The sequence below is a fragment of the Kaistia defluvii genome (genome assembly GCF_040548815.1).
Classification (GTDB): Bacteria; Pseudomonadota; Alphaproteobacteria; order Rhizobiales; family Kaistiaceae; genus Kaistia; species Kaistia defluvii_A.
Window position 1 is genome coordinate 1,251,798 of record NZ_JBEPSM010000001.1, and the last position, 24,385, is coordinate 1,276,182.

The window sequence follows — 24,385 nt, forward strand, 5'->3', positions numbered from 1 at the left end:
CTCTCAGGTGCCCGGGCCGGCTGGCGTCTTGGCCGCGCGCTCGCGGTTGCGCTTCAGGCCAAGCCGATGCTCGCGATAGATCACGAACATGCCGGATGCAATCACGATCCCCGAACCCACCAGCATGGTGACGCTCGGCGTGGAATGGAACAGCAGGTAGCCGACGATGATCGCCCAGAGCATCGAGATGTATTCGAAGGGCGCGATCAGCGACGCCTCGCCATAGCGGTAGCTCTGCGTCAGCAGCACCTGCCCGATCCCGCCAAAGATGCCGGCGCCGACCAGGAACGGCACGTGTTCCCAGTCCGGCACCACCCAGCCGAACGGCGCCGTCACCAGCATGAAGATGGCGGTGAAGATCGAGAAATAGACGACGATCGTGCCGGGCGATTCGACCCAGGTCAGCCGTCGGGTCTGAGTCGCAGCCAGCGCGCCGAAGAAGGCGGCCAGGATGGAGAACACGGCGCCGAGCGTGCTGCGGTCGGGTCCGCTCTCCGGCCCGACATAATCCGACAGGATGACCAGCACGCCGATCAGCCCGATCACCACCGCCGTCCAGCGATAGACGCGGATCGCCTCCTTGAGCAGCACGGCGGCGAGCACGACGGTCAGCAGCGGCGAGGCGTAGCCGATGGCGGTCGCGTCCGAGAGCGGCAGGCGGGCAAGTGCGGAAAAGCCGAAGAACATGGAAGTCGCGCCGGCGATCGAGCGCAGCACGTGGCCGCCGATGCGCGGCGTGATGAATACGGACGGGAAATTGCCCAGCCACGCCACCCAGATCAGCACCGGGATCAGGGCGAAGGCCGAGCGGAAGAAGGCGACCTCTCCCGGCGGATAGCTGTCCGAGATGTACTTGATCAGCGTCGCCATCGCCGTGAAGGCGATGGTCGAAATGATCTTGAGCAGCACGCCGAATAGCGGCTGGCCCCGTTCTGGCGTTTCCATGAGACCGATCGGACCGGGGGGCGGCCCGTTTCTTGATTGATGGGCCGCGGAGGACGCGACCGGCTTCTGCCCTCGATCATAGGACCCGGCTGACGGAAGGCGCAACCGCTTAAAGGCCTGGGACGGCTTTCGGCGGGGGCCAGCGGCCTTATTCGGTTGACGGCCGGGGCGTGTCGGTGGACTGGTATGCGCACAACGCCTTTTCCCCGCCGGAATCGCGTGTTAAGCACCCTACCGGCGGTGCAGAGGTCATCATCGGAATCCCATGACACGTTTCATTTCACGACGCAGCGGCCCGGCTCTTGCCGTGGCGGCCCTGGCCTCTCTCTTCGTCGGCTCGCCTGCCCACGCGGAGCGGATCACCAATCCGATCGCCGAATTCGCGGGCCTCGACAAGATCACCGGCCGGATCATCACCTTCGACGTCTACATGGACGAGACGGTGCAGTTCGGCGCGCTCCAGGTCACGCCGCGGGTCTGCTATTCGCGCCCGCCGACCGAGCCGCCACAGACCGACTCTTTCGTCGAGGTCGACGAGATCACGCTGAACCGCAAGGTGCGCCGGATCTTCACGGGCTGGATGTTCGCCGATAGCCCCGGCCTGCACGCCGTCGACCACGCCGTCTATGACGTCTGGCTGGCCAACTGCAAGACTTCGTCAACGGTCGCGCGCCCGTCCAAGCCGTAGAACTCGCCGTCCCCCTCCAGCGCCAGGTCGAGCCGGCGGTGATATTCCGTCCGGTCGACCTCGACCGCGCCGAATTGCGAGAGATGCTCGGTGGTGAACTGGGCGTCGAGCAGGGTGAAACCGCCCGCCTTCAGCCGCGCGACGAGATAGACGAGCGCGATCTTCGACGCATCGCGCGCGTGGCTGAACATGCTCTCGCCGAAGAAGGCGCCGCGTAGCCGCACGCCATAGAGCCCGCCCACCAGCTTGCCATCCTGCCAGGCCTCGACCGTGTGGCAATATCCGAGCATGAACAGCTCGTGATAGAGCGTGCGGATGCGCTGGTTGATCCAGGTCTTGTCGCGATAGGGCGTATCGGCATTGCCGGCGCAGCCCGCGATCACGCCGTCGAAGTCCGAATCGATGCGGATCTCGTAGGGCTGGTGGCGCATGGTGCGCGCGAGCCGGCGCGGGACGTGGAACGTCTCGAGCGGGAAGATGCCGCGGCTTTCGGGTTCGATCCAGTAGAGGCCGGGATCATCGGCCGAGTCGGACATCGGGAAGATGCCGGACGCATAGGCCTTCAGCAGGATTTCAGGCGTAATTTCGGGGAAGCGGTCCGACTTGCGGGCCATCACGCAATCCTCGGATCGCGCTCGAGACGGGCCGGATCAATCGCGGCTCTCTGCGTATTGGCTGACCGAATCCAGCGCATCGTGCCCCCTCCTTGGAAGAGCACGGGAACATTGTCATGTTCCCGTGCTGCCTCAAAGGGGGATGTCACCCTGGACCTATTGGTCCACAGCCAGCTTCTTCTCGAGCCAATGGATGTCGTAGCGGCCATCGGCGATGTCCTGGTCGTCCACCAGCTGGCGGAAGAGCGGGATCGTGGTGTGGATGCCGTCGACGACAAACTCGTCGAGCGCGCGGCGCAGCCGCATCATGCATTCGACACGGTTGCGTCCATGCACGATCAGCTTGCCGATCAGGCTGTCGTAATAGGGCGGGATCTTGTAGCCCTGATAGACGCCGGAATCGACGCGAACGCCGAGGCCGCCCGGCGGATGGTAGTAGGTGATCTTGCCCGGCGACGGCGCGAAGGTGCGCGGGTCCTCGGCATTGATGCGGCATTCGATGGCATGGCCCTCGAACGTCACGTCTTCCTGCCGGAAGGACAGACCGCTGCCGGCGGCGATACGGATCTGCTCGTTGACCAGATCGATACCTGTGACGGCTTCCGTGACCGGATGCTCCACCTGCAGGCGCGTGTTCATCTCGATGAAATAGAACTCGCCATCCTCGTAGAGAAACTCGATCGTGCCCGCGCCGGAATAGCCGAGATCGGCGACGGCCTTGGCGCAGACGGCGCCGATCTTGTCGCGCTCCTCGGCGTTGAGGGCCGGCGAACCCGCCTCTTCCCAGACCTTCTGGTGCCGGCGCTGCAGCGAGCAGTCGCGCTCACCCAGATGCACGGCATAGCCCTTGCCGTCACCGAGAATCTGGATCTCGATGTGGCGGGGCTTTTCGAGGTACTTTTCCATGTAGACGGCGTCGTCGCCGAAGGCGGCCTTCGCCTCGGACCGCGCGGTCTGGAAGGCGATGACGACATCGGCCTCCGAACGCGCCACCTTCATGCCGCGGCCACCGCCGCCGGACGATGCCTTGATCAGCACGGGATAGCCGATCTTGGCGCCGTTGCGGATCGCGTCGGCCTCGTCCTTGAGCGCGCCATCCGAACCCGGAACGACGGGAATGCCCAGGCGCTGCGCGGTGCGCTTCGCCTCGATCTTGTCGCCCATGATGCGGATGTGCTCGGACTTCGGTCCGATGAAGGTCAGGTTGTGCGCTTCGAGGATCTCGGCGAAACGCGCATTTTCGGACAGGAAGCCGTAGCCGGGATGAATGGCGTCGGCGCCCGTGATCTCGCAGGCTGCGAGCAGCGAGGGAATGTTCAGATAGCTGTCGCGCGCGGGCGGCGGGCCGATGCAGACGCTCTCGTCCGCGAGGCGGACATGCATGGCATCCGCGTCAGCCGTCGAATGCGCGGCGACGGTCTGAATCCCGAGCTCCTTGCAGGCGCGCAGGATGCGAAGGGCAATTTCACCGCGATTGGCAATCAGGATCTTGTTGAACATCGGCACCACGGCGCTCATTCGATGATCAGGAGCGGTTCGCCATACTCAACCGGCTGGCCGTCCTCGACCATGATGGCCTTCACGACGCCGGAACGCGGCGACGGAATCTGGTTCATCGTCTTCATCGCTTCGACGATGAGGAGCGTCTGGCCCTCGCGGACCGTATCGCCGATCTCGATGAAGGTCTTGGCGCCGGGCTCGGGCGAGCGGTAGGCGGTGCCGACCATCGGCGAGGGAACGATGCCGGGGTGGCCGGCCAGGCTGACTTCAACCGGCGCAGCGGCCGCGGCCGGGGCTGCCGCGGCGGCCATCGGAGCGGCAACCTGGTAGGCAGCGGGAGCGACGGTAATGTTGCGCGCGACGCGGATCCGCAGATCCTCGTGCTCGACTTCGATCTCGGTGAGATCCGTCTCCGTCAGCAGCAGCGCAAGCTGCCGGATCAGGTCCTGATCGATCGTCGAATTTTTGCTCGTCATGCCCTTTGTTCTTTCATTGAGACCGTTCCCCCTCACTCACTCGACGAGCGGTTGCAGCGCTTGAAGCGCCAACCCGTAGCCCGCGGCTCCAAAACCGCAGATCACGCCGGCGGCGACAGGGGAAACATAGGAATGATGCCGGAAGTCTTCGCGCGCGAAGACATTGGAAAGATGCAGTTCGATCGTGGGGAGCCCGACGGCGCGAATCGCGTCGTGCAGGGCGATCGACGTATGCGTATAGGCGCCCGGATTGATCACGATGCCCCGGAACCGTCCGAGTGCCTCGTGAATCCAATCGATCAGCATTCCCTCATGGTTGGATTGGCGAAAATCGACCGCCATGCCCAGCCGCTCGCCGGCGGCCTTGGTATCCGCCTCGATCTCACCAAGCGTCTTGGAGCCATAGACACCGGGCTCCCGCTTGCCGAGCATATTGAGGTTGGGACCATTGAGAACGAGAATTGCTGCTGTCATCGATGATTTTCTACCGAGGGCCCTGCAAGGACGGACCCTTGCGGCGAGGTTGGCAGGTTATAGGGGGTCGAGGAATAAAGGAAAAGCCCCGAAACTCTCGCCTCGGGAATCCTGTCCCATGAATCTTGACCCGCCGGTCAGCACGTCACCGAACCGCAGGCGCGCACGGATTTGATCTTCTCCTTCAGCGCGTCATACCCAACCGCGCCGACCACCACGTCGTTCTGCAGGACGTAGGACGGCGTGCCGTTGATGCCGAGAGCCTGGGCCAGCCCATAGGATTCATTGATGGTGGCCGCGACTTCCGGATCCTTGAGGTGCGCCTGGATTGCGGCCTTGTCGAGACCGATATCGGCCGCAACCGCCAGCGCCCGCGCGCCGTCGACCGCGCCCCGGCTCATCAGCAACTCGTCATAGAAGGCCTTGTACTTCTCGGGCGCGACCTTGTTGACGCTGATCGCAACCTGGGCGGCCTCTTCCGACCCCTGCCCCAGCACCGGGAACTCCTTCAGGATGACGCGGAGGCCCTTGTCCTCGTCGAGCAGCTTCTGCATGTCGGCATGGGCGCGCTTGCAGTAGCCGCAATTGTAATCGAAGAACTCGACCAGCGTGACGTCGCCCTTGGGATTGCCCAGCACGACATGGCGCGGCGAATTGAACAGCTGGTCGGCATATTTGGCGACGCCGCTCTTGCGCGCCTCGGCTTCCGCGGCCTGTTCCTTGCGCTGGAGTTCTTCCATCGCGTCCCGGATCACTTCCGGGTTCTTCATCAGATAGTCCTTCACCAGATCGCCGATCTCGGCCTGCTGGCTCTCGGAGAAGCTGGCTGCCTGAACCGGAACGGCGGCAGTCAGCGCGATCGCGGCGAAGGCCGCTGCGAAGAAGGGTCTCGACATGGCAATCACCTGTTTGCGTCGGGCCTTAGAGATCGCGCGGGGCGATCGGCAGGCGGAACGGATCATTTCGTCTTCGAAGGCGGTGTATAGGACAGAATGTCGTCGGCACGAAGCCAGGCCGGCGAACCGGTCTTGAATTGGCTCTGCACGCGCTTGGCGCGGGACTTGGCTTCGCGGAACTTGCCCTCGGCGAACTCGCCTTGAGCGGTGGCGAGATCGGCCATGGCGATGTCGCCCCGCAGCGCATAGGCGCGCGCCAGGCTGCGATGGCCGATCGGCATGTCCGGATCGGTCTGCAGGCCGATGGTGAGGTTCTTCACCGCCTCGTCGACCGACTTGGGATCGCCCACCTCGACGAGCGCCTGGCCGAGCATGATGCGCAGCAGTCCCGATTTCGGCGCCGCCGCAACGGCCTTGCGCAAGGGCGCGACGGCCTCCTTGGCGCGGCCGGCTTCCAGCAGCACCTGGCCCTGCAGCTCGTAGAAATAGGGGAAGTTGGGCCGCGACTTGATCAGCGCCCCGATCTGGTCGATGGCGTTGCGGGAATTGCCGGTTCGATAGGCGAGGATGGCGCGGGCATAGCGCGCCGGCATGGAGGTGTCGGAGGGCGGATAGCGCCGCATCACCAGCATCGAATCCTCGGAGAAGGCCGAGAGCTTGGCCCGCACCATGTCGTGCCGCGACTGCAGCTCCGGCGAATCCTTGGTGTTGTAGAACTTGCTCTTCTTCGCCGCGCTCTCGATCAGGTCGATGCGCTCGTTCGGCATCGGGTGGCTCTGCAGATAGGGATTGGCGCCCTGGCTGGAGAACAGCGTGTTGTCGGCGAAGCGCTGGAACGTCGTGATCATGCCCTTGGCGGACTGGCCGCTCTTGTCGAGATAGGTGAGCGCGGAACGGTCGGCCGCCATCTCCTCCGAGCGCTGATAGGCGAGCAGGCCGCGCCGGACCATCTCGTTCGAGCCCATCGCGATGCCTCCGCCCGCGCGCGCCGCGTCGCCGGAGCCGGAGGCCGCGCCCGCGATCGCGGCACCCATGCCGACCACGCTGCCGATCAGAGCCATCGTCTTGGCGGTCTCGAGCTGCTGGCGAAGCTGGATCTGGTGGTTGCCGGCGAGATGCCCGGTTTCATGCGCCAGCACGCCGATCAGTTCGTTCGGCGTCTTCGAATCGATGATGGCGCCCGTGTTGACGAAGATCTTGTCGCCGGAGGCGACGAAGGCGTTGAAGGACGGATTGTTGACCAGGTAGAGCTCGACCGACGTCGCGCGAAGGCCGGCAGCCTTGTAGATCGGCCGCAGGTAGTCCTGGATCAGCGCCTCGGTTTCCGCGTCGCGCACCAGGGCCGGCCTCGACTGGGCCTCGGCCGGGCCGACGGCAAGCGGCGCCAGCATGGCGATGCCGATCATCCCACCCACAAGGCCCCGCACCACGCGCTGGATCGAATTCGTCACGGATCGCCCCTCCTCCAGCCTTTCCCTCACGGCTGGCGAATTGTATGAAGCCGCCTCGCGCTCGCGCCAGCAGCATCCCCCTTGGACGGATGCGCAGAAAATGGGGCGATAGCAAGACTTTTAATCCCCCGGATGGAACAGCCTGCCATGACGCCTTCCGATCGCCCGCCATCGCGCCGCAGCGCCGTCGCTCCCTTCATCGCGATGGATGTGATGTCGGCGGCGTTTGCGCGAATCGCCAAGGGCGAGCGCATCGTCCGCATGGAGATCGGCGAACCCGGCGCGTCGGCCCCGAAGCCCGTGCTCGACGCGGCCCGCGCGGCGCTCGATAGCGGCCGCATCGGCTATACGGAAGCGCTCGGCTGGCGGCCGCTGCGCGAGCGCATCGCGCAATATTATGCCGATACGCACGGCATCGAGATCCCCGCCTCGCGGATCGCGATCACGACCGGCTCTTCGGCCGGCTTCAACCTAGCCTTCCTGGCCGCCTTCGATGCTGGCGACCGGGTCGCCATCGCCTCTCCCGGCTATCCCGCCTATCGCAACATCCTCGCCGCGCTCGGCCTGGAGGTCCTGGAGATCGAAACCACGGCCGACACCCGTCACGCGATCACGCCGGCCATGCTGGAGCGCGTGCATGCGGAAAAGCCACTGGCCGGCATCCTGGTCGCCAGCCCCGGCAACCCGACCGGCACGATGATGACGCCTGACGCGCTCGCGGCCCTCATCCGCGCCGCCGACGAACTCGGCATCCGCTTCATCTCGGACGAGATCTATCACGGCCTCGTCTATGACGGCGTCGCCGAGACGGCGCTTGCCACCACCGACCGCGCCATCGTCATCAACTCGTTCTCGAAATATTACTGCATGACCGGCTGGCGCATCGGCTGGATGGTGCTGCCGGAAATCCTCGTGCGCCCGGTCGAGCGGATCGGCCAGAGCCTCTACATCTCCGCGCCCGACCTGTCGCAGCGCGCCGCGATCGCCGCCTTCGACGCGATCGAGGAACTCGAGGCGATCAAGGCCGGCTATGCCGCCAATCGCAAGCTGTTGCTCGAAAAACTGCCGAAGATCGGCTTCGACGATTACTTCCCCGTCGATGGCGCCTTCTACATCTACGCCTCGGTGCGGCGCTTCTCGAACGATTCCGCCGATTTCGCGCAGAAGATGTTGGCCGAGGCCGGGATCTCGGCGACGCCGGGCGCGGATTTCGACCGCGTGCACGGCCACGCGCATATCCGCTTTTCCTTCGCCGGCGCCACGGCGGAAATCGCCGAGGCAGCGGAGCGTCTGGAAAACTGGCTCGCCTGAGCGATCAGACCTTGAGGTCGGCGGGCTCGCGCACGGGCGCCGCCGGCTTCGGCAGCACCACCGGATCGTGATCCGAGCTGGCAAAGACCTCGCGGTCGAGCCGCTGCATCGCGCCGGCCAGAATGCCGACATCGACGAGATCGTCCTCGGCGGAAAACACCTCGATCTCGGTCATGCGGGCGAGTTCGCCTACCAGTCCCTCGTCGAGTCCGGCGCGGAATCCGGCTTCCATCAGGTCGAAGGCGGCGACGCCGCGCCCGGTGAAGGCGACGCGCTGCGGATTGAGCAGCGCGATCAGCCGCGACAGGCCGTAGCCGAGCGCCAGGCCGGCCTGGTGATAGGCCATCCGCACGCGATCCTCGCCGGCGCGCGCCCGCTCCTCGAGCCGGTGCATCGTCTCGGCGTCGGGATCGATATCGGTCGGCGACACGTCGGGAGCGAGATTTTCGACCGCGCGGTAGATCGCATAATCGGCGACATAGGCCTCGACGCAGCCACGACGGCCGCAGCGGCAGAGCGCCCCGCCCGGCATGTGGTTGGCGTGGCCGAATTCGGCGCCGGAGCCATAGGCGCCGGTGAACAGCCGGCCATTGATATAGAGCCCCATGCCGACGCCATAGGCGATGAAGATGGTGGCGAAGGTGCCGCCGAAACGGATGGGATCGCGCGAATGCAGCGCCTGCGCCATCATGTTGACGTCGTTGGTCATCGAGGCGCGGATGCCGAGCGCCTCGCTCACCGGCCCAGGGATCGGCCCGACATCCACGTCGACGGTCGGGCTCCACAGCAGCGTGCCGGTCGTCTCGTCGGTGGTGCCGGGAATGGCGATCGAAATCTCGGACACGCGCGAAGGCGGAATGTCCCGGTCCGCGAGATAGCCGCGGATGCAATCGATCAGCCGCGGCACGAAGCTGCGCGAATCAGCGCCCATCGTCGAAATCGCGTAATGCCGGCTGTCGCGCAGATGGCCGGAATAGTCGCTGAGCAACAGCGTCACCGAATGGAGCGAGATCTTGACGCCCAGCACATAGGCGGCCTCGTCGTTCAGCGTCAGCGCCACACGCGGCCGGCCTCGGCCGAGCGGCCGCTCGGCGCGCTCGTCGATATCGGCGGTCACCAGGATATGTTCGGCCAGGAGATCCCCGGTAATGGCGGAGATCGTCGCGGGGCTCAGCCCCGTCTCGCGGCCAAGCTCGACACGCGCCAACGGCCCGGCACGACGAAGCGCCCCGAGAACGAGACCACGGTTCTGGCGACGCACTAGTTCAGTGTCGGCTTTGCTCTGCACGATTCTCCTCCGCGCCCGCAGCATGGTGTATCGATTATTGATTTCCAAGCGTAATTGGTGGCGCTACGTCAGCTATGAATACCAAATTTTGCATGTGAGAATGGCGCTGTGATGTCTTCCCCGCATCGGGGAGGCCACACTTGCCGCAGCGGGGCTCCCGTCGTATGTCGTCGTCAGCCCCGTAGGCCCATCGCTTCGAAGGACGTCCACGCATGACCGTCGCCCGAACCGCCGCTACGGCGGCCGCTATCAGCAATGCCTTTGCCGCTCTCCGCGAGCAGCGCGACCGCGTCGAAGCGCAGAGCATGCGCGAGATGTTCGCCGCCGATCCCGCGCGTTTCAGCCGTCTTTCGGCCAGCGTGGACGGCATGCTGCTCGATTATTCGAAGAACCGCATCGACACGGCCGCGGTCGTCGCGCTGCTTGACCTTGCCCGCATCGCCGGCGTTGAGGAGCGTCGCGATGCGATGTTCGCGGGCGAGAAGATCAACGTCACCGAAAACCGCGCCGTCCTGCATGTGGCGCTGCGCGCCACGCCGGGCGAAAGCTACATCGTCGACGGCAAGAATGTCGTGGATGACGTGCAATCCGTCCTCGCGGCCATGTCGGCCTTCGCCGAAGGCATTCGCGACGGCTCGATCGCCGGCACCGGCGGCCGCTTCACCGACGTCGTCAATATCGGCATTGGCGGCTCCGACCTTGGCCCGGCCATGGTGACGCGCGCGCTGAGCCCCTATCACGACGGCCCGCGCCTGCACTTCGTCTCCAATGTCGACGGCGCGCATATCCACGATACGCTGGAAGGCCTCGACCCGGCGACGACGCTGTTCCTGGTCGCCTCCAAGACCTTCACCACCATCGAGACGATGACCAATGCCGCCACGGCGCGGGCCTGGATCGTCGCGGCGCTGGGCGAAGAGGCGGTCGGCGCGCATTTCGCCGCCATGTCCACGGCGCTCGACAAGGTCAATGCCTTCGGCATCGACGAAAGCCGCACCTTCGGCTTCTGGGACTGGGTCGGCGGCCGCTACTCCGTCTGGTCGGCGATCGGCCTGCCGGTGATGATCGCGATCGGCGCCGACGATTTCCGCCAGTTCCTGTCCGGCGCCCATGCGATGGACCAGCATTTCCGCACCGCCCCGCTCGACAAGAACCTGCCGGTTCTGCTGGCGCTGATCGGCATCTGGAACCGCAACATCCTCGGTTTCCCGGCCAAGGCGGTGCTTCCCTACGACCAGCGGCTGGAGCGCTTCGCGGCCTATCTGCAGCAGCTCGACATGGAATCGAACGGCAAGCGCGTGACGCTGGAAGGCGCCCCGGTAACGCTCGCCACCGGCCCGCTCGTCTGGGGCGAACCCGGCACCAACGGCCAGCACGCCTTCTACCAGCTGATCCACCAGGGCACCGACGTCATCCCCTGCGATTTCCTGATCGCCGCGACGGCGCATGAGACGGACAAGGTCCATCACGCCCTGCTGCTCGCCAACTGTTTTGCCCAGACGGAAGCGCTGATGCGCGGCCGTACCACCGACGAGGCCCGCGCCGAACTCGCCGCCGAGGGCAAGGTGCCGACCGAGGTCGAGCGCCTCGCCCCGCACAAGACGTTCCCGGGCAACCGCCCGTCCAACACCATCCTCTACAAGTCGCTTGATCCCTTCACCCTCGGCCGCCTGATCGCGCTCTACGAGCATCAGGTCTTCGTGCAGGGCGCGATCTGGGGCATCGATTCCTATGACCAGTGGGGCGTCGAGCTCGGCAAGCAGCTCGCCATGCAGCTGCTGCCGATGGTCGACGGCACCGCCGACGCCGGGTCGCGCGATTCCTCCACGGCCGGCCTGATCAAGGCAGCCGCCAGCCTGCGCTGATCGCGCGAAGATCGCTAAAGATAGAAGTCCGGCGGGAAGCCTTCCGCCGGACTTTTTGATTCCGGCGATGTCGGCTGTGCGAGTGGCATGGAGAGACAAGGAAGCCCCTCGCCCCACCCCTCTCCCGCAAGCGGGCGAGGGAGCCGATCGAGGCCCGTCAGCCTGACCGCATCCTTCTGAAAGCAGAAGGCTTGAAGATCCCCGCTTCGAAAATCCAACTGCTTGAAGGCCAGGAAGACTCCCGCGCCACCCCGCCGCCGGCCGAAAAGCCCTCGCCCGCTTGCGGGAGAGGGTGGGGTGAGGGTCTTGCTTGTTCTGGGCTTTGACGGTCCGGCGACCGATGCGGCCGCAATTTGCCCAGCTATCGCCCTTCCTATCCGCGGCTCGTCCTCACCCTGACGCTCCGCCCAGCGTCCCACGAGACGCCGAAGCGCCCCGCGTTTCCCGCCCCGCCTCCATCCACTTTTCCGCCTCGCCCAAAACCCACACCGAATATTTCCCCACACCCCGATCCCCACATTGATAAAATTATAATAGCATGATGTTATGTGAGCCGGCCCCTCCACCGTTCTGAGGGGGCCCCGCTGGGAACCGCGTCGAGGAGGGCGCACCTGGCGGCAAGGGAGGACAACATGGAACGTACCGTTGAGCGGGATTCCGGCTTCGAGGGATCGGGCCGCGCCCTGCGCGATCGGCTGACGCGGTTTGTCGCGGTCGGCGAAGTGGGCGTGCTGCTCGCGCTGATCGTGCTGGTCGCCTTCTTCTACATCATCGAGCCGGCCTTCCTGTCGGAGCGCAACATCCGCGCCATCCTGCGCGTCGTCTCGTTCATCGGCATCATCGCCATCGGCCAGACGATCCTGCTGGTGAATGGCGAGTTCGATCTTTCCGTCGGCGCGGTCGCCGGCCTCTCGGCGGTCTGCAGCGCCAAGCTGATGACGGCGCTTGCCCTGCCCGTGCCGCTGGCGCTCATCGGCGGCGTGCTCGTTGGCGCCGGCATCGGGCTGGTCAACGGCCTGATCGTGGTCAAGCTGAAGATCCCCGCCTTCATCCAGACGCTGGGCATGCTGTTCATCGGCCAGGGGCTGATCCAGGTCGTCACCAACGGCTACCCGGTCTATCCGCTGCCGCCTGTGATCACCGATATCGGTTATGCCGATTTCCTGTTCGGGCTGGGCTGGAGCTTTGTCTTCTTCATCCTCGCCGCGCTGATCGCCGATTTCGTGCTCCGCCGCACCGTGCTCGGGCGCAACATGTATGCGACCGGCGGCAATCCCGAAGTCGCGCGCCTCGTCGGCATCGATACCGCCCGCTACAAGATCGGCGCCTTCATGACGGTCGGCGCGCTCGCCGCGGTCGCCGGCATGTTCGTCATGGCAGATCTTGCCTCCGGCACCACCTCGATCGGCAGCGGCTGGGAATTGAACGTCATTGCCGGTGTCGTCGTCGGCGGCGTCAGCCTGTTCGGCGGCGCCGGCACCATGGCCGGCGGCCTGATCGGCGTGCTGCTGCTGCAGGTCGTCACCAGCGGTCTCGTCGTGGTCGGCGTCAATGCCAACTGGCAGCAGATCGCGGTGGGCGTGATCATGGTGCTCGCCGTCGGCCTCGACATCCTGCGCCGCCGATATTTCATCGCCGGCTCCAGCGCCGCGCCGGCCGAGCCGCCGGCGACCACCACGAGCACAAAACCATCCTGAGCAACCGGCCCCAGAAGACCGGACGGGACGCGATCGATCGAAAAGGCCCGCCACAAGGCGGGCCATCCGGAGGGAGGACTACCATGAAGACAAGCCTTTCCAGCCTGACCAAGGCGGCGCTGCTCGCCACCGTCGCCATGTCCGGCGGCCTCACCGCCCTGCCCCATGCCGGCCTCGCCGCCGGCAAGAACATCCTCTGGGTGCAGCCGATGCGCGACCATCCGGTGCATCGACTGATGCAGGCCGGCTTCCTCAACAAGTGCAAGGAACTCGGCAACACCTGCGAAGTCGTCGGCAATCCGAGCGCCACCAATTATGACGTACCCGGCTCGATCCCGCTCGCCGAGGCGGCCATGGCGCGCACCAAGTTCGACGCCATCGCCGTCTATGGCCCCGGCCCTGAAATCTTCCCGTTCATCGGCAAGCTCGGCAAGGAAGGCTTTCCCGTCGTCACCTGGCACGTGCTGCCGCCCGAGGGCTCGGTTCCCGGGCTGAAGGCCGCGACGGGCGAGGACATTCCCTCGGCCGGCAAGGCGGCGGCGCTATCGATGGGCGAGAAGATGGGCGGCAAGGGCGTGATCGCGCTGACGCAGGGCTCGTCCAACGACACGGAGAACGTCATGGCGGACTCGTTCCGCAAGACGATGGCCGAGAAGTATCCGGACATTAAGATCCTCGACACCCAGATGGAAGGCTTCGAGCCCTCGGCCGCTGAGGGCAAGGCCGTCGCCCTGCTCCAGGGCAATCCCGATGTCACCGCCGCCTTCTCGACGACGGGCAATGGCGCGCAGACCTGGTCGGGCGCCGCCCGCAAGGCCGATCGCCCGCTCGTCATCATCGGCATGGATTACATCCGCCAGAACCTCGACATCGTGAAGTCAGGCGCGGCCTATGGCGTCGTGGCGCAGCCGCTCTACGAGGAGAGCGCGCTCACCGCACAGCTCGCCAACGATCTCGCCGAAGGCAAGACGGTGCCGTATCTGAACCCGCTGCCGGCCTCGGTCATCACCGCCGCCGACCTCGAGCCCTACTACAAGATGCTCGACAGCGCCGGCCAGTAAGGCACGCCTGCTTGGCCCTCTCCCGTGCACGGGAGAGGCGCTTCCCTTGCCCTTTCCCGCGTGCGGGAGAGGGTTGGGTGAGGGACTTTCTTCCCCTCACCTCTCCCTGAGGGAGAGGTCGGAGCGAAGCTCCGGGTGAGGGTTTAGGGACCTATCCGGTGAGGCCGTACCCCCACCCGCCGCACTGCGTGCGTCGAACTCTCCCTGAGGGAGAGGTAAAAGAAAGCATTCGGGAACACCGATCATGACCGACCCAGCCACCGCCCCGCCCGTCATCCAGACCCGCGCCATCGTCAAGAGCTTTGCCGGCGTGCAGGCGTTGCGCGGCGTCGATTTCGCCGTCCATCCGGGCGAGATCCATGCGCTGCTGGGCCAGAACGGCGCCGGCAAGTCGACCCTGGTCAAGATCCTGAACGGCGTCCACAAGGCAGGCTCCTATTCCGGCGAGATCCTCGTCGACGGCAAGCCGGTAGCCTTCGCCTCGACGTCCGCGGCGCGTGCCGAAGGCGTCGGCTATGTGCCGCAGGAAATCGAGGTGCTGGAGCAGCTCTCGGTCGCCGAAAACGTCTTTGCCGGCCATACCGGCCTCGGCCGTGGCCCGATCATCAGCCGCCGCCGGATGGAGGCGGAAGCCCGCGCCCTGTTCGAGGAACTGGGCCTTGCCATCGACCCGCGCATGCTGGTCGCGAGCCTCACCTCGGCGCAGCGCCACCTCGTGATGATCGCCCGCGCCCTCTCCTTCAAGCCGCGCGTGCTGATGCTGGACGAGCCGACCGCCTCGCTCTCCGGCGTCGAGGTCGAGCGGCTGTTCCAGGTGCTCCGCCGCCTGAAGGCGCAGGGCAAGACGATGATCTTCATCACCCACCGCCTGCCGGAAGTCTTGGCCATCTGCGACCGCGCCACCGTGCTGCGCGATGGCCGCGTCGCCGCCGAAATCGACCGCGAGCATTTCGATGAGGAACACTTCATCTTCGCCATGTCCGGACAAAAGCTGCAGCGACTGTATCCCGACCATGTCGCCCCGCCGGCCGAAACGCCGCCCTTGCTCTCGGTGCGCGACCTCTCGATCGCCGGCCGCTTCGGCGTCAATCGAGGCGTCAGCGGCGTCTCGTTCGATGTGCGCCCCGGCGAAATCCTCGGCCTCGCCGGCCTGCTCGGCTCCGGCCGCACCGAGATCCTGCATGCCCTCTATGGCCGCATCCCCTTCTCCGGCACGATCGCGATCGACGGCAAGCCGGTCGCGATCGCGCGCTCCAGCGATGCGCGCGCCGCCGGCGTGGCGCTCTTGACTGAGGACCGCAAGCGCGACGGCCTGCTGTTCAACCTGCCCGTCGGCGCCAACATCACCATCGGCAATCTGGCGCCGCTGTCGAGCCACGGCATGGTGCGCGAGGGCCGCGAGAAGAGCGCCGTGCTCGCCGCCATGCGGGCGCTCAACGTCAAGGCGCGCTCGCCGCAGGCCTCCGTCGCCCATCTCTCCGGCGGCAACCAGCAGAAGCTGCTCTTCGCCCGCGTGCTGATGAGCGCGCCGCGCGTGCTGCTTCTCGACGAGCCTACCAAGGGCGTCGACGCGGGCACGCGGCACGAGATCTACCGGCTGATCGTCGACTTGGCCGACAAGGGCGTGGCGCTCATCGTCGTCGCCTCGGAACTGGAGGAAGTGATCGGCCTCGCCGACCGCTGCCTGGTGGTGGCCGATGGCCGCATCGTCGACGAATTCCAGCGTGGCGAGGGCAGCGAGGACAAGGTGCTGCGCTCGATCACGGCGGCGCAGGCCGCCCTGCAGCAACAGGCGCTCGCCGCCGGCGCGGGACGCGCCTGATGGCCGGGCGTTTCTCAGGCAAAATCGTGCTCGTCACGGGCGCCGCGACCGGCATCGGCCGCGCCACGGCGGAACATCTGGTGGCCGAAGGTGCCAGCGTCTTCGGCATCGGCCTCGACGGCGAGGCCGGCCGCGCGCTCGACGAAACCTATGCGGCGAAGAACCTGCCGCTGTCGTTCCGCGAGGTCGACCTGACCGACGACGCGGCGGTGCGCACCGCCGTCGCCGCCTGCCAGCGCGAGCATGGCCGGCTCGACGCCGTCGTCAACTGCGCCGGGATCTACGCCACCGGCAAGCGGCTGGAGGACGTCACCGACGCCGAATGGGAACTCACCGTCGCCGTCAACCTGACCGCGATTTTTCGCGTTTGCCGCGCCGCCCTGCCGCTGATCCGCGCCTCGGGCGGCGGCTCGGTGGTCAACCTCGCCTCGGTGCACGCGATCGCCACCGTCCCCGGCGTACCCGCCTATGCCGCGACCAAGGCGGCCGTGGTCGGCCTGTCGAAGCAGATGGCGCTCGACTATGCGGTCGACCGTATTCGCGTCAACGCCGTCATCGTCGGCTCGGTCGCGACCCGCATGACGCTCGGCGACGCCCCCGATGCGCGGGAAAAAGTCGAGGCGGCAGGGCTCTATTTCGACGAACGAAAAGTGCCCCGCGTCGCCGACCCGTCCGAACTCGCCAGGGCGATCGGCTTTCTCCTCTCCGACGACGGGTCCTTCGTGACGGGCAGCGCCTTTACGGCGGATGGCGGGCTGACGGCCCTGCTGCTTTAGGAGATTTCGCGGGGATCGACCGCGGCAAGCGCTTGTTCGCACGAACAAATCGGCTCAAGCGCCTGGCGCGATACCGCGTGTCCGCCGGTTGATCTTGCATGCCGCTTTTGCGACATCGGACCCCGCTGCCCGGCGCAGCGAGGGACCGACCGTGACGAACTTCATTTCCGCCATTCTCGTGCATGTCGCCGACCCGGAAGCGGGCCTCGCGTGGTACGCAAACGCCTTCCCCGAAGCGCGGATCGAGACCAGCCAGCCCTCCGGGTTCCGCTATCTCGCCATTGGCGGGCTGCAACTGGAACTGGTCCAGGCCGACGAAAAGGTGCCAAGCGGCGCCGCCGGCTCGGTGGTCTATTGGGCTGTCGCGGATTTCGACCGCGCGCTAACCCATTTCAAATCGGTCGGCGCAAAGCTCTATCGCGGCCCGATGGAAATCGACGCCGCCGAATGGATGGCGCAGTTTCGCGATCCATGGGGGAATTGTATCGGGATCAGAGGACGGAAGGTGGGAAACACCTGAGTGTTCGAGGGTAGAGAAAAAGAGCGCCGCGGCGGGGCTCTGCATCGACGAGCGCAAGGAGCTGCGCGTCAGCGACCCGTCCGAACTCGCCGGGCCACCACCTTCCCAATCTCCGACGACATGTCCCTCGTCACGAGAAGCGCACTCACGCTGAGTATACTCTCGTCCCATCGCAACACCTTAGCTGGTGTTGCACTTTATTTGTGAACGCAGGGGATCATACGGCCTCGCCAGCGACGACCGGTATGATCTCGATGCGTCTGGATTACTCCTTGGGCCAAGACCGAACGATGGGAGCATTTTTTGGCAACACGATAGCCACTTCTAGCCTGAGAGTTCCAATTCCCGCTCTCTACTCTACACGGCTACAAGTCTCCCCAGACATTGGCACTGCCAGCATCATAAAGAACATAATCCACTTTTCTTTTGTGAAGCTTCTGAAACATCGACAACTGCGACTCAATAAGCCTCACCGACTCATCGGTCGGCTTATATACTCCAAAATACAGAACCTCAATTTTGGACCCAAACAAAGCTGAGTATATATGAGCATCATTCGCGGAAGCTGAGTGACCGAAGACAAAGACGTTTCCCGTGCACGCCATCAATTTCTCGTAGCAGTGCCGCAAATACGGCACGGAATTGATCTTTGCCAATTTGGCCCGGGAAGTACCCTCCGCAACATAAAGTGGCAAACGCTTTTCGCGGGTGATGGTATCCGCAATTGCATCGATTATCCCTGAGGCTCCCTTGACCCTCTTATGAAGATCACCGACATACCCTAAAAATAGATGCAGACCACCATGAAGATTAAACGTATTACAATACGCAGTTGGGTCGTAAGACTTCCTAAATCCAGCCTCTTCCTTGGCCTTACCAAACCCGTCAGTATAAGATTTGGTATCAAGCTGAATCCAATACAATAAAAGATCGTAATTGAGCGTAAATACATGCCAAATTTGTCTAGAAATTCACGGCTCTTGACAAAATACTTCTCAAGATCTTCTCGATGAGTGGGATGCGTCGTTCTGATTGCGTGAACCAGTTGCTCTCGCAACCTCTGAGCCTCCATGCGGAAATGGTCTGCCTGCGCAGAATTTCCATATACATCTTCGACCTTGGCGGATTCCTCTAACGACCGAATAACAATTTCGAAGTCATAGGTATCATGAGCACCGAATAGCTCACGTAGAGGCTCAGTAGCCGTCAAGTCGGTATGATCCAGCAAGCTCCTGTAGTCAAAATACTTCGACGAAAAACCATTTCCAATCAAGAGTGAACGTTGCTTACCAGAAGTTTTATCGATTGCAGCCTCAAACGACAACATCATAAGCCCCCTCAACGCGGACGAGAATCAACCTAATCCACTCTACCCTAGATGCACCTCGCGGGTCTCTTCGGAAAATAACAGACAAGGTAAGCCTAGGCTTGATGTATGAGCATGAAGTAAGTAGGCGCGTCACCTTTAGTCTGACCTCACCCCAAATCTTACCACCCCCGCCATCGCCTCGCCCGGCTTGAGGACGACCAGCCTAAGCCCATCCTCCCCGGCCTCCAGCTTGTTCACGGCACATGGGACGTTCGTTTGCGGTTCCAGGCAGAAGAAGCTCTGCTTCGGGTCGGCGTAGAGCATCAGGTTTTCGAAGATCGGATCGGCCTCGATCGTCAGCGTCAGGCCGCGCGTGGGAAAGCAAAGTTCGGCGACGCCGTCCCAGCCGGAGTAATTGTTGTTGCGCCAATGGCTTGGCAGCGGCGCGCCGTTTGAAAAATCGAGTTCGGGCGGCAGCGAGATGCGCGAGCCGGCGACGCCGTCCGGGGCTTCGAGCCAGAAATGGCTCGCCTTGAAGCGAAGCTGCGTATCCGCGTCGCGCTCGAACCAGGGGTGATGGCCGAAGCCGAACGGCATGCGGACGGGGCCGAGGTTTTGCAGGCTCGTCGTCAGCGTCAGCCCCTCGCGCGAGAGCGCAAAGCGCTGGGTCGCGCGGTAGAGGAACGGCTCACCGGCGACGCGGCGCTCCAGCGTCAGCAGCGCCGAGGTGCTGGACGCGTCCTCGACCTGCCATTCCGACTGCCAGCCGGTGCCATGCACGTTGAAGCGCTCGGCGCCGTTGTTGGGCCCGAAGCGATACGTGACGCCATCGAAGGTGAACTGGTTGCCGTCGATGCGGTTGGCATAGGGTAGCATCGGGAACGAACCGACGCCGAGCACGTCACCGGCATCAGCGCGCTCGGCCGAGAGCGGGCGAAAGATGTCGATACCGGCCTTTCGGAACGCGGCGATGCTGCCGCCGATTTGCGGGGCCAGCGTCAGGCTGAGGTCACCGGCGGCAAGTTCGATCATTCTGGCGCGTTTCCTGTTGGCTCGCCGCATTGTTGCCCGGCGCGGGCGCGGGCGGAAGGTGGTGCCGTCTCTCACGCGGCTCGGTCCCGAGGTTTTGGCGAGGTGCCGGGTTGCGGAAGGGTGGATTCCTGCTTGCGCAGGGATGACGGGGAGGGTGGGATGGCCGGCGGAGCTTGATCAGGAGGATCTGTCGCCCGGCCCTATCCATATGATTCCCAAGCCCAAAGGCCGGGCTCGATCTCTCCCCCCACTCCGTCATCCCTGCGAAAGCAGGGATCCACGCCGCCATGGTTGCCGGCCGTTGGCCTTGGCCACCCCGCCTTCTGCAGCGAAAGGTGGATCCCTGCTTTCGCAGGGATGACGGGGAGCGTGGCGTGGCCGGCCCGAGCGTATCGGGCGAGGGCTGGGCTGGCGGCGGAGAAGCGCGTTCCCTCACCCGAGGGCCCTCTCCTCTCCCATGGGGAGAGGTCGACGGCCAAGGGCCGGCGGGTGAGGGGTTGCGATCTCTCAGGCGGGGCCTCAACCCCTCACCCGGCGCTTCGCGCCGACCTCTCCCCATGGGAGAGGTGAAGAAACCCCCGAGGCTGCCAAGCCACCTTTGCGGGTCGCCTGGCGGGCTGCCAAGGCACTATCGCGGTACCCCAGGCGCCCCGCCCGAAGTCTCAAAAATTCCGTCCATAGCCCGTCGTCCAGCCGCCGTCGACGGCAAGGGTCTGGCCGGTGGTGTAGCTGTTGAGCGGGTCGACCAGGAAGAGCACGGCGTTGGCGACGTCTTCCGGCTTGCCGGCCTGGCCGAGCGGCACGTGGGAGAGCATCGCCTCGTCGCCCGCCTCGCCGACGCGGCCGACCGCCACCGCATTGACCCGCACGGCCGGGCCGCAAACCATGGCGAGCGCGCGGACGCTGGCGATCGCGGAGGCCATCGCCGCCGACCAGGCCGGATGGCGGCGCATCGGCACGAGCCCGGCGGCCGAGACGAGATGCACGATGCGGCCGCCGCCCTGCGCCGCCATGGCGCGCGCCACGGTCTCGGCCTCCAGCGCCAGCGCCTCGGGCCGGTAGGCGGCCTCCGGCGACAGCGGATGCGACAGGACCAAGATGTCCGGCGTGCCCTCGCCCGGGCTTCGCGAGACGGTCGCGCCATTCGCCTTCAGCGCCGCGACGACGGCGGCGAGAATGGCGTTTTCCGCGCCGGCGACGCGCGCTGACTGGCCTGAAATCTCGATTTCCATGCTGGTCTCCCCCGAACGGACCTATGCGGCATCGGCCGGATTCTGGCAACGCCCGGCTTCCCGCCGCCGATTTGCGCCGGCCCGTCGATTAGACCTTGGCAAGGCGCGGCTCGATAACATAACATCATGCTATTATAATTTTTGATGCGATGTCCATCACCGGGCTCGAGGACGCATCACCCGCGCGAAAAGCGCGGGGTCAGGGAGGGATGATGAGCGCTCAAGTGATGAATCCGGCGATCCGCGCCCCGGAAATCCACAATCCGATCTTCCGAAGCGCGCCGGGCAAGACGTTGCCGGCCGGGCTGAGCGCGGCGGCGCTGCTGGAGCTTTACGAACGCATGGTGCTGCTGCGCCGCTTCGAGAGCGTGGCGCAGACCGCCTGCCGCAAGGGCGAGACGCCCGGTTTCCTGCATCTCTATATCGGCGAGGAAGCGACCGCCGTCGGCGTCTGCGCGCATCTGCGCCCCACCGACTGGATCACCTCGACCCATCGCGGCCATGGCCATGCGCTCGCCAAGGGCATGGACCCGAACATCCTGATGGCCGAGCTGTTCGGCAAGCGCGATGGTTGCTGCGGCGGGCGCGGCGGCACCATGCATCTCTATGACCGCAAGACCGGGCTTTTCGGCACCAATGGCATCGTCGCCGCCGGCATCAGCCATGCCGTGGGCGCCGGCATTTCCGCCCGCACCCAGGGCAAGGACGGCGTCGGCGTCGCCTTCTTCGGCGATGGCGCGACCAACCATGGCGGTTTTCACGAGTCGCTGAATTTCGCCGGCATCCAGAAGGCGCCGGCCGTCCTGGTCTGCGAAAACAACCTCTATGCGACCGCGACGCCGCTCGCCTCCGCGACGCTGAACCCGGAGATCGCAACGCGGGCGGCCGCTTACGGTATCCCGGGTGTCGCTGTCGACGGCAATGACGTCATCGCCGTCTGGCAGGTGATGGCCGAGGCGACGGCACGCGCCCGCTCGGGCAATGGCCCGACGCTGATCGAAGCCAAGACCTATCGCACCGTCGGCCATCACGAGGGCGACCCGGTGACGGGCACCTATCGCACCCAGGCCGAGGTCGACGAATGGGCGAAGCGCGACCCGATCCAGATGCTGCGCACCCGGCTGCTGGAGGATTTCGGCACCGCCTCGGCCGACGAGCTGGGCGCGATCGACGCGAAGATCGACAAGGTCGTTGCGCAGTCGCTCGAATTCGCGCGCAATTCGCCGGAGCCGGACCCGGCCACCACGGCGCTGCATGTCTATGCCGAGCCGATCAACCCGGCCGACGCGCTCGTCCAGGCGGCGCCGACCACGATGGTGACGCAGAGCTGGCTCGATGCGGTGCGCGACGGCATCGCCGAGGAGATGCGCCGCAATCCGCATCTGCTCTATTTCGGCGAAGGCACCGGCGAGCGCGGCGGGACCTTTGCCCACACCAAGAACCTCTGGACCGAGTTCGGCCCCAACCGGATGGTGGATACGCCGATCTCCGAGCAGGGTTTTACCGGCGCTGCGATCGGCGCCTCGGCGACGGGCACGCGGACGATCGCCGATCTGATGTTCGCCGATTTCGTATTCGAGGCGGCGGGGCAGATCGTGCTGCAGGCGGCCAAGCTGCGCTACATGTCGAACGGGCAGATGAATGCGCCGATGGTGGTGCGGGTGGGTTCTGGCGCGGTCCGCTCGGCCGGCCCGCATCACAGCGGCACCTATCATCCGAGCTGGGCCAACATTCCGGGCCTGATCGTCTGCATGCCGGCGACGCCGGCCGACGCCAAGGGCCTGATGAAGACCGCGCTTAGGGCCGGCGACCCCGTCATGATGCTGGAGCCCAAGGCGCTGTTCGCCTCGAAGGGCGAGGTGCCGACCGGCGAGCATCTGGTGCCGTTCGGCCTCGCGCGCATCGCCCGCGACGGCGCCGACATCACCATCGTCTCGGCCGGCCAGCTGGTGCACCGCGCGCTGGAGGCGGCGGAGAAGCTGGCGGCTGAGGGTATCTCGGCCGAAGTCATCGACCTCCGCACCATCATGCCGCTCGATGTCGGCACGGTGGCGAAATCGGTCGCGAAGACGCACCGGCTGCTGGTGGTCGATGAGGGCTGGGGCGCCTTCGGCGTCGGCGCCGAGGTGGCGCAGGCGATGAACGAGCTCGCCTTCGACGATCTCGACGCACCGGTTGGCAGGTTGCATACCGACGCGCAGCCGCATCCGCTGGCCCCGGCGCTGGAGCGCGCCATGCTGGTCGACGCCGACAAGATCGTCGCCGCCGCCAAGGGCGTCCTCGCCGGTAAGCCGCCGGTGCCGAAGCACTGGCGCTATCTCGGTGGCCAGGCAGCGCCGGCTCCTGTGGCGCCCCCCGTCGCGCCGATGGCCGCTCCGGTTGCCCCCTTGGCGGCGCCGGCACCTGCCTCAAAGGCTCCGGCCGGCGACGGCGAGCCGATCACCATGCCGTTCGGCGACCTCACCATCAGCGAGGGCACCATCGTCGGCTGGCTGAAGAAGGAAGGTGATGCGGTCAAGGCCGGCGAGATCGTTGCCGAGATCGAGACCGACAAGGCGGTGGTCGAGATCGAGGCGCCGATAGACGGCATTCTCGGCCCGATCGAGCAGCCCAAGGGCACGGTCGTGCCGATGGGCGGCCGCATCGGCAGCGTCCGGGCTTGAGGGGGATCGCATGAACGCCCCTGTCCGCACCATCGCCTCGCCCTATGCGCGAAAGCTCGCCCGCGAGCGCGGCATCCCGCTGGCGCTCGTCACCGGCTCCGGCCCGAACGGCCGCATCGTCGCCGAAGACCTGAGGGCCGCGCCGGCCGCAGCGCCCGAAGTCGCAGCGGTGGTTGTCGAACCGGTTCCGGTTCCGACTCCGGCGACCCCTGCCCCGCTTGTCATGGCGGCGCGGTCGATCTCCGCCTTCGCGGCAACCATCGACCTCGCGCCGCTTGCCGCCTTCCTGGCCGCCTCCGGCTCGGCGCTTTCGATCGATGCCTTCCTGGTCAAGGCGGCGGCGCGAGCCGCCGGCGCCGAGGCCGAAGCGATCCGCTGGATCGAGCCGGAGGGCGGCGTGGTGACGATCGCGCGCCCGCTGACGCTGGCGCCGACCGAGATCGCGCGGCAGATCGGGAGCGATGCCGAGGCAGTCTCGCCCGAGGGCAAGGTGATGGTGGTGTCGCGCCTCGCCGCCAGAGGCGTGCGGCCGGTCGCCGGCAGCCTGCCGACCGGGATCGACCTGCGCATCCTGGTGGTCGCCGCCGACGGCCCCGAGACTGCCGAGGCGCTGGTCGTGCATGACGCCGACGCGATCGCCGAGACCGAGGCGAGCGCCATTCTCACCCGCTTCCGCGACCTGCTCGAAGCCCCGTTGCGGCTGCTGGTCTGAGGGACACAGCCGGCTTAACGGACGGCTGACAAGAGGCTAACAGAGGGGTTAAC

Annotated in this window: 20 protein-coding genes and 1 pseudogene; 10 read left to right on the forward strand and 11 right to left on the reverse strand. The window is 65.7% G+C overall.

The features are described 5' to 3' along the window. Positions 1-3 precede the first annotated feature (3 nt). Entirely contained in the window at positions 4-945 is a 942-nt protein-coding gene (locus ABIE08_RS05915) for a DMT family transporter (protein ID WP_354549421.1), read from the reverse strand. 265 nt (positions 946-1,210) lie between these two features. On the opposite strand from ABIE08_RS05915, the gene ABIE08_RS05920 reads away from it, so the two are divergent. Then, the gene (locus ABIE08_RS05920; protein WP_354549423.1) at positions 1,211-1,633 is read left to right on the forward strand and encodes a DUF2155 domain-containing protein; all 423 of its coding nucleotides are present in this window, start codon (positions 1,211-1,213) and stop codon (positions 1,631-1,633) included. On the opposite strand, the gene aat is transcribed toward ABIE08_RS05920, so the two are convergent. The 6 genes from aat to ABIE08_RS05950 all read right to left on the reverse strand — a co-directional run bounded on the left by aat (position 1,570) and on the right by ABIE08_RS05950 (position 7,044). Continuing rightward, entirely contained in the window at positions 1,570-2,247 is a 678-nt protein-coding gene (gene aat / locus ABIE08_RS05925; RefSeq protein WP_354549424.1) for a leucyl/phenylalanyl-tRNA--protein transferase, read from the reverse strand. The two genes, ABIE08_RS05920 and aat, sit on opposite strands and share 64 nt — an antisense overlap. A 156-nt stretch (positions 2,248-2,403) precedes the next feature. Next, positions 2,404-3,747 carry an acetyl-CoA carboxylase biotin carboxylase subunit gene (gene accC, locus ABIE08_RS05930; protein WP_354551598.1) on the reverse strand — a complete coding sequence of 448 codons (1,344 nt, stop codon included), beginning with the start codon at positions 3,745-3,747 and terminating at the stop codon, positions 2,404-2,406. Between the two features lie 14 nt (positions 3,748-3,761). Then, the gene (accB, locus tag ABIE08_RS05935; protein ID WP_354549425.1) at positions 3,762-4,223 is read right to left on the reverse strand and encodes an acetyl-CoA carboxylase biotin carboxyl carrier protein; all 462 of its coding nucleotides are present in this window, start codon (positions 4,221-4,223) and stop codon (positions 3,762-3,764) included. 36 nt (positions 4,224-4,259) lie between these two features. Next, complete coding sequence (gene aroQ, locus ABIE08_RS05940; RefSeq protein WP_354549427.1) at positions 4,260-4,697, reverse strand: type II 3-dehydroquinate dehydratase; 438 nt, start codon at positions 4,695-4,697, stop codon at positions 4,260-4,262. Between the two features lie 137 nt (positions 4,698-4,834). Further along, positions 4,835-5,593 carry a DsbA family protein gene (locus ABIE08_RS05945; RefSeq protein ID WP_354549428.1) on the reverse strand — a complete coding sequence of 253 codons (759 nt, stop codon included), beginning with the start codon at positions 5,591-5,593 and terminating at the stop codon, positions 4,835-4,837. A gap of 62 nt (positions 5,594-5,655) precedes the next feature. Beyond that, complete coding sequence (locus ABIE08_RS05950; RefSeq protein ID WP_354549429.1) at positions 5,656-7,044, reverse strand: M48 family metalloprotease; 1,389 nt, start codon at positions 7,042-7,044, stop codon at positions 5,656-5,658. Positions 7,045-7,191: 147 nt separating this feature from the next. Here ABIE08_RS05950 and ABIE08_RS05955 point away from each other — a divergent pair, with 147 nt between their 5' ends. Beyond that, positions 7,192-8,355, forward strand: a complete 1,164-nt coding sequence (locus tag ABIE08_RS05955; RefSeq protein ID WP_354549431.1) for a pyridoxal phosphate-dependent aminotransferase — start codon at positions 7,192-7,194, stop codon at positions 8,353-8,355. A gap of 4 nt (positions 8,356-8,359) precedes the next feature. Here the strand turns inward: ABIE08_RS05955 and ABIE08_RS05960 are convergent, their stop codons facing one another. Continuing rightward, the gene (locus ABIE08_RS05960; protein WP_354549432.1) at positions 8,360-9,643 is read right to left on the reverse strand and encodes an ROK family protein; all 1,284 of its coding nucleotides are present in this window, start codon (positions 9,641-9,643) and stop codon (positions 8,360-8,362) included. Between the two features lie 212 nt (positions 9,644-9,855). On the opposite strand from ABIE08_RS05960, the gene pgi reads away from it, so the two are divergent. The 6 genes from pgi (at position 9,856) to ABIE08_RS05990 (ending at position 17,384) form a co-directional block, all read left to right on the forward strand. Next, on the forward strand, positions 9,856-11,508 hold the full coding sequence (gene pgi, locus ABIE08_RS05965) for a glucose-6-phosphate isomerase (RefSeq protein ID WP_354549434.1): 1,653 nt from the start codon (positions 9,856-9,858) through the stop codon (positions 11,506-11,508). Between the two features lie 632 nt (positions 11,509-12,140). After that, entirely contained in the window at positions 12,141-13,205 is a 1,065-nt protein-coding gene (locus tag ABIE08_RS05970; RefSeq protein ID WP_354549435.1) for an ABC transporter permease, read from the forward strand. Positions 13,206-13,288: 83 nt separating this feature from the next. Beyond that, positions 13,289-14,266 (forward strand): sugar ABC transporter substrate-binding protein, encoded by a 978-nt coding sequence (locus ABIE08_RS05975; protein WP_354549436.1) that lies wholly within the window; start codon positions 13,289-13,291, stop codon positions 14,264-14,266. A 244-nt stretch (positions 14,267-14,510) separates the two neighbouring features. Beyond that, entirely contained in the window at positions 14,511-16,088 is a 1,578-nt protein-coding gene (locus ABIE08_RS05980) for a sugar ABC transporter ATP-binding protein (protein ID WP_354549438.1), read from the forward strand. Continuing rightward, on the forward strand, positions 16,088-16,864 hold the full coding sequence (locus ABIE08_RS05985) for an SDR family NAD(P)-dependent oxidoreductase (RefSeq protein ID WP_354549439.1): 777 nt from the start codon (positions 16,088-16,090) through the stop codon (positions 16,862-16,864). Before ABIE08_RS05980 ends, ABIE08_RS05985 begins: the two co-directional genes overlap by 1 nt. A gap of 151 nt (positions 16,865-17,015) precedes the next feature. Continuing rightward, positions 17,016-17,384, forward strand: coding sequence for a VOC family protein (locus ABIE08_RS05990; RefSeq protein ID WP_354549440.1), 369 nt, complete (start codon positions 17,016-17,018; stop codon positions 17,382-17,384). A gap of 365 nt (positions 17,385-17,749) precedes the next feature. Here the strand turns inward: ABIE08_RS05990 and ABIE08_RS05995 are convergent. The 3 genes and pseudogenes from ABIE08_RS05995 to ABIE08_RS06005 all read right to left on the reverse strand — a co-directional run bounded on the left by ABIE08_RS05995 (position 17,750) and on the right by ABIE08_RS06005 (position 20,957). Continuing rightward, positions 17,750-18,714: pseudogene (locus tag ABIE08_RS05995) on the reverse strand (DUF4917 family protein). 135 nt (positions 18,715-18,849) lie between these two features. Further along, positions 18,850-19,725: an aldose 1-epimerase gene (locus tag ABIE08_RS06000; RefSeq protein ID WP_354549442.1), complete on the reverse strand. Its 876-nt coding sequence runs from the start codon at positions 19,723-19,725 to the stop codon at positions 18,850-18,852. Positions 19,726-20,387: 662 nt separating this feature from the next. Beyond that, positions 20,388-20,957 (reverse strand): SDR family NAD(P)-dependent oxidoreductase, encoded by a 570-nt coding sequence (locus ABIE08_RS06005; RefSeq protein WP_354549443.1) that lies wholly within the window; start codon positions 20,955-20,957, stop codon positions 20,388-20,390. Positions 20,958-21,169: 212 nt separating this feature from the next. Between ABIE08_RS06005 and ABIE08_RS06010 the strand changes: the two genes are divergently transcribed. Together ABIE08_RS06010 and ABIE08_RS06015 are read left to right on the forward strand one after the other, a co-directional pair. Then, positions 21,170-23,620: a thiamine pyrophosphate-dependent enzyme gene (locus ABIE08_RS06010; RefSeq protein ID WP_354549445.1), complete on the forward strand. Its 2,451-nt coding sequence runs from the start codon at positions 21,170-21,172 to the stop codon at positions 23,618-23,620. A 10-nt stretch (positions 23,621-23,630) separates the two neighbouring features. Beyond that, positions 23,631-24,332, forward strand: coding sequence for an E3 binding domain-containing protein (locus ABIE08_RS06015; RefSeq protein WP_354549446.1), 702 nt, complete (start codon positions 23,631-23,633; stop codon positions 24,330-24,332). Positions 24,333-24,385 lie beyond the last annotated feature (53 nt).

What these genes read in the sequence shown, in the direction of transcription:
- ABIE08_RS05915 (WP_354549421.1), bottom strand. Translation starts at nt 945, where the DNA reads ATGGAAACGCCAGAACGGGGCCAGCCGCTATTCGGCGTGCTGCTCAAG.
- ABIE08_RS05920 (WP_354549423.1), top strand. Translation starts at nt 1,211, where the DNA reads ATGACACGTTTCATTTCACGACGCAGCGGCCCGGCTCTTGCCGTGGCG.
- aat (WP_354549424.1), bottom strand. Translation starts at nt 2,247, where the DNA reads ATGGCCCGCAAGTCGGACCGCTTCCCCGAAATTACGCCTGAAATCCTG.
- accC (WP_354551598.1), bottom strand. Translation starts at nt 3,747, where the DNA reads ATGTTCAACAAGATCCTGATTGCCAATCGCGGTGAAATTGCCCTTCGC.
- accB (WP_354549425.1), bottom strand. Translation starts at nt 4,223, where the DNA reads ATGACGAGCAAAAATTCGACGATCGATCAGGACCTGATCCGGCAGCTT.
- aroQ (WP_354549427.1), bottom strand. Translation starts at nt 4,697, where the DNA reads ATGACAGCAGCAATTCTCGTTCTCAATGGTCCCAACCTCAATATGCTC.
- ABIE08_RS05945 (WP_354549428.1), bottom strand. Translation starts at nt 5,593, where the DNA reads ATGTCGAGACCCTTCTTCGCAGCGGCCTTCGCCGCGATCGCGCTGACT.
- ABIE08_RS05955 (WP_354549431.1), top strand. Translation starts at nt 7,192, where the DNA reads ATGACGCCTTCCGATCGCCCGCCATCGCGCCGCAGCGCCGTCGCTCCC.
- pgi (WP_354549434.1), top strand. Translation starts at nt 9,856, where the DNA reads ATGACCGTCGCCCGAACCGCCGCTACGGCGGCCGCTATCAGCAATGCC.
- ABIE08_RS05970 (WP_354549435.1), top strand. Translation starts at nt 12,141, where the DNA reads ATGGAACGTACCGTTGAGCGGGATTCCGGCTTCGAGGGATCGGGCCGC.
- ABIE08_RS05975 (WP_354549436.1), top strand. Translation starts at nt 13,289, where the DNA reads ATGAAGACAAGCCTTTCCAGCCTGACCAAGGCGGCGCTGCTCGCCACC.
- ABIE08_RS05980 (WP_354549438.1), top strand. Translation starts at nt 14,511, where the DNA reads ATGACCGACCCAGCCACCGCCCCGCCCGTCATCCAGACCCGCGCCATC.
- ABIE08_RS05985 (WP_354549439.1), top strand. Translation starts at nt 16,088, where the DNA reads ATGGCCGGGCGTTTCTCAGGCAAAATCGTGCTCGTCACGGGCGCCGCG.
- ABIE08_RS06000 (WP_354549442.1), bottom strand. Translation starts at nt 19,725, where the DNA reads ATGATCGAACTTGCCGCCGGTGACCTCAGCCTGACGCTGGCCCCGCAA.
- ABIE08_RS06005 (WP_354549443.1), bottom strand. Translation starts at nt 20,957, where the DNA reads ATGGAAATCGAGATTTCAGGCCAGTCAGCGCGCGTCGCCGGCGCGGAA.
- ABIE08_RS06010 (WP_354549445.1), top strand. Translation starts at nt 21,170, where the DNA reads ATGAGCGCTCAAGTGATGAATCCGGCGATCCGCGCCCCGGAAATCCAC.
- ABIE08_RS06015 (WP_354549446.1), top strand. Translation starts at nt 23,631, where the DNA reads ATGAACGCCCCTGTCCGCACCATCGCCTCGCCCTATGCGCGAAAGCTC.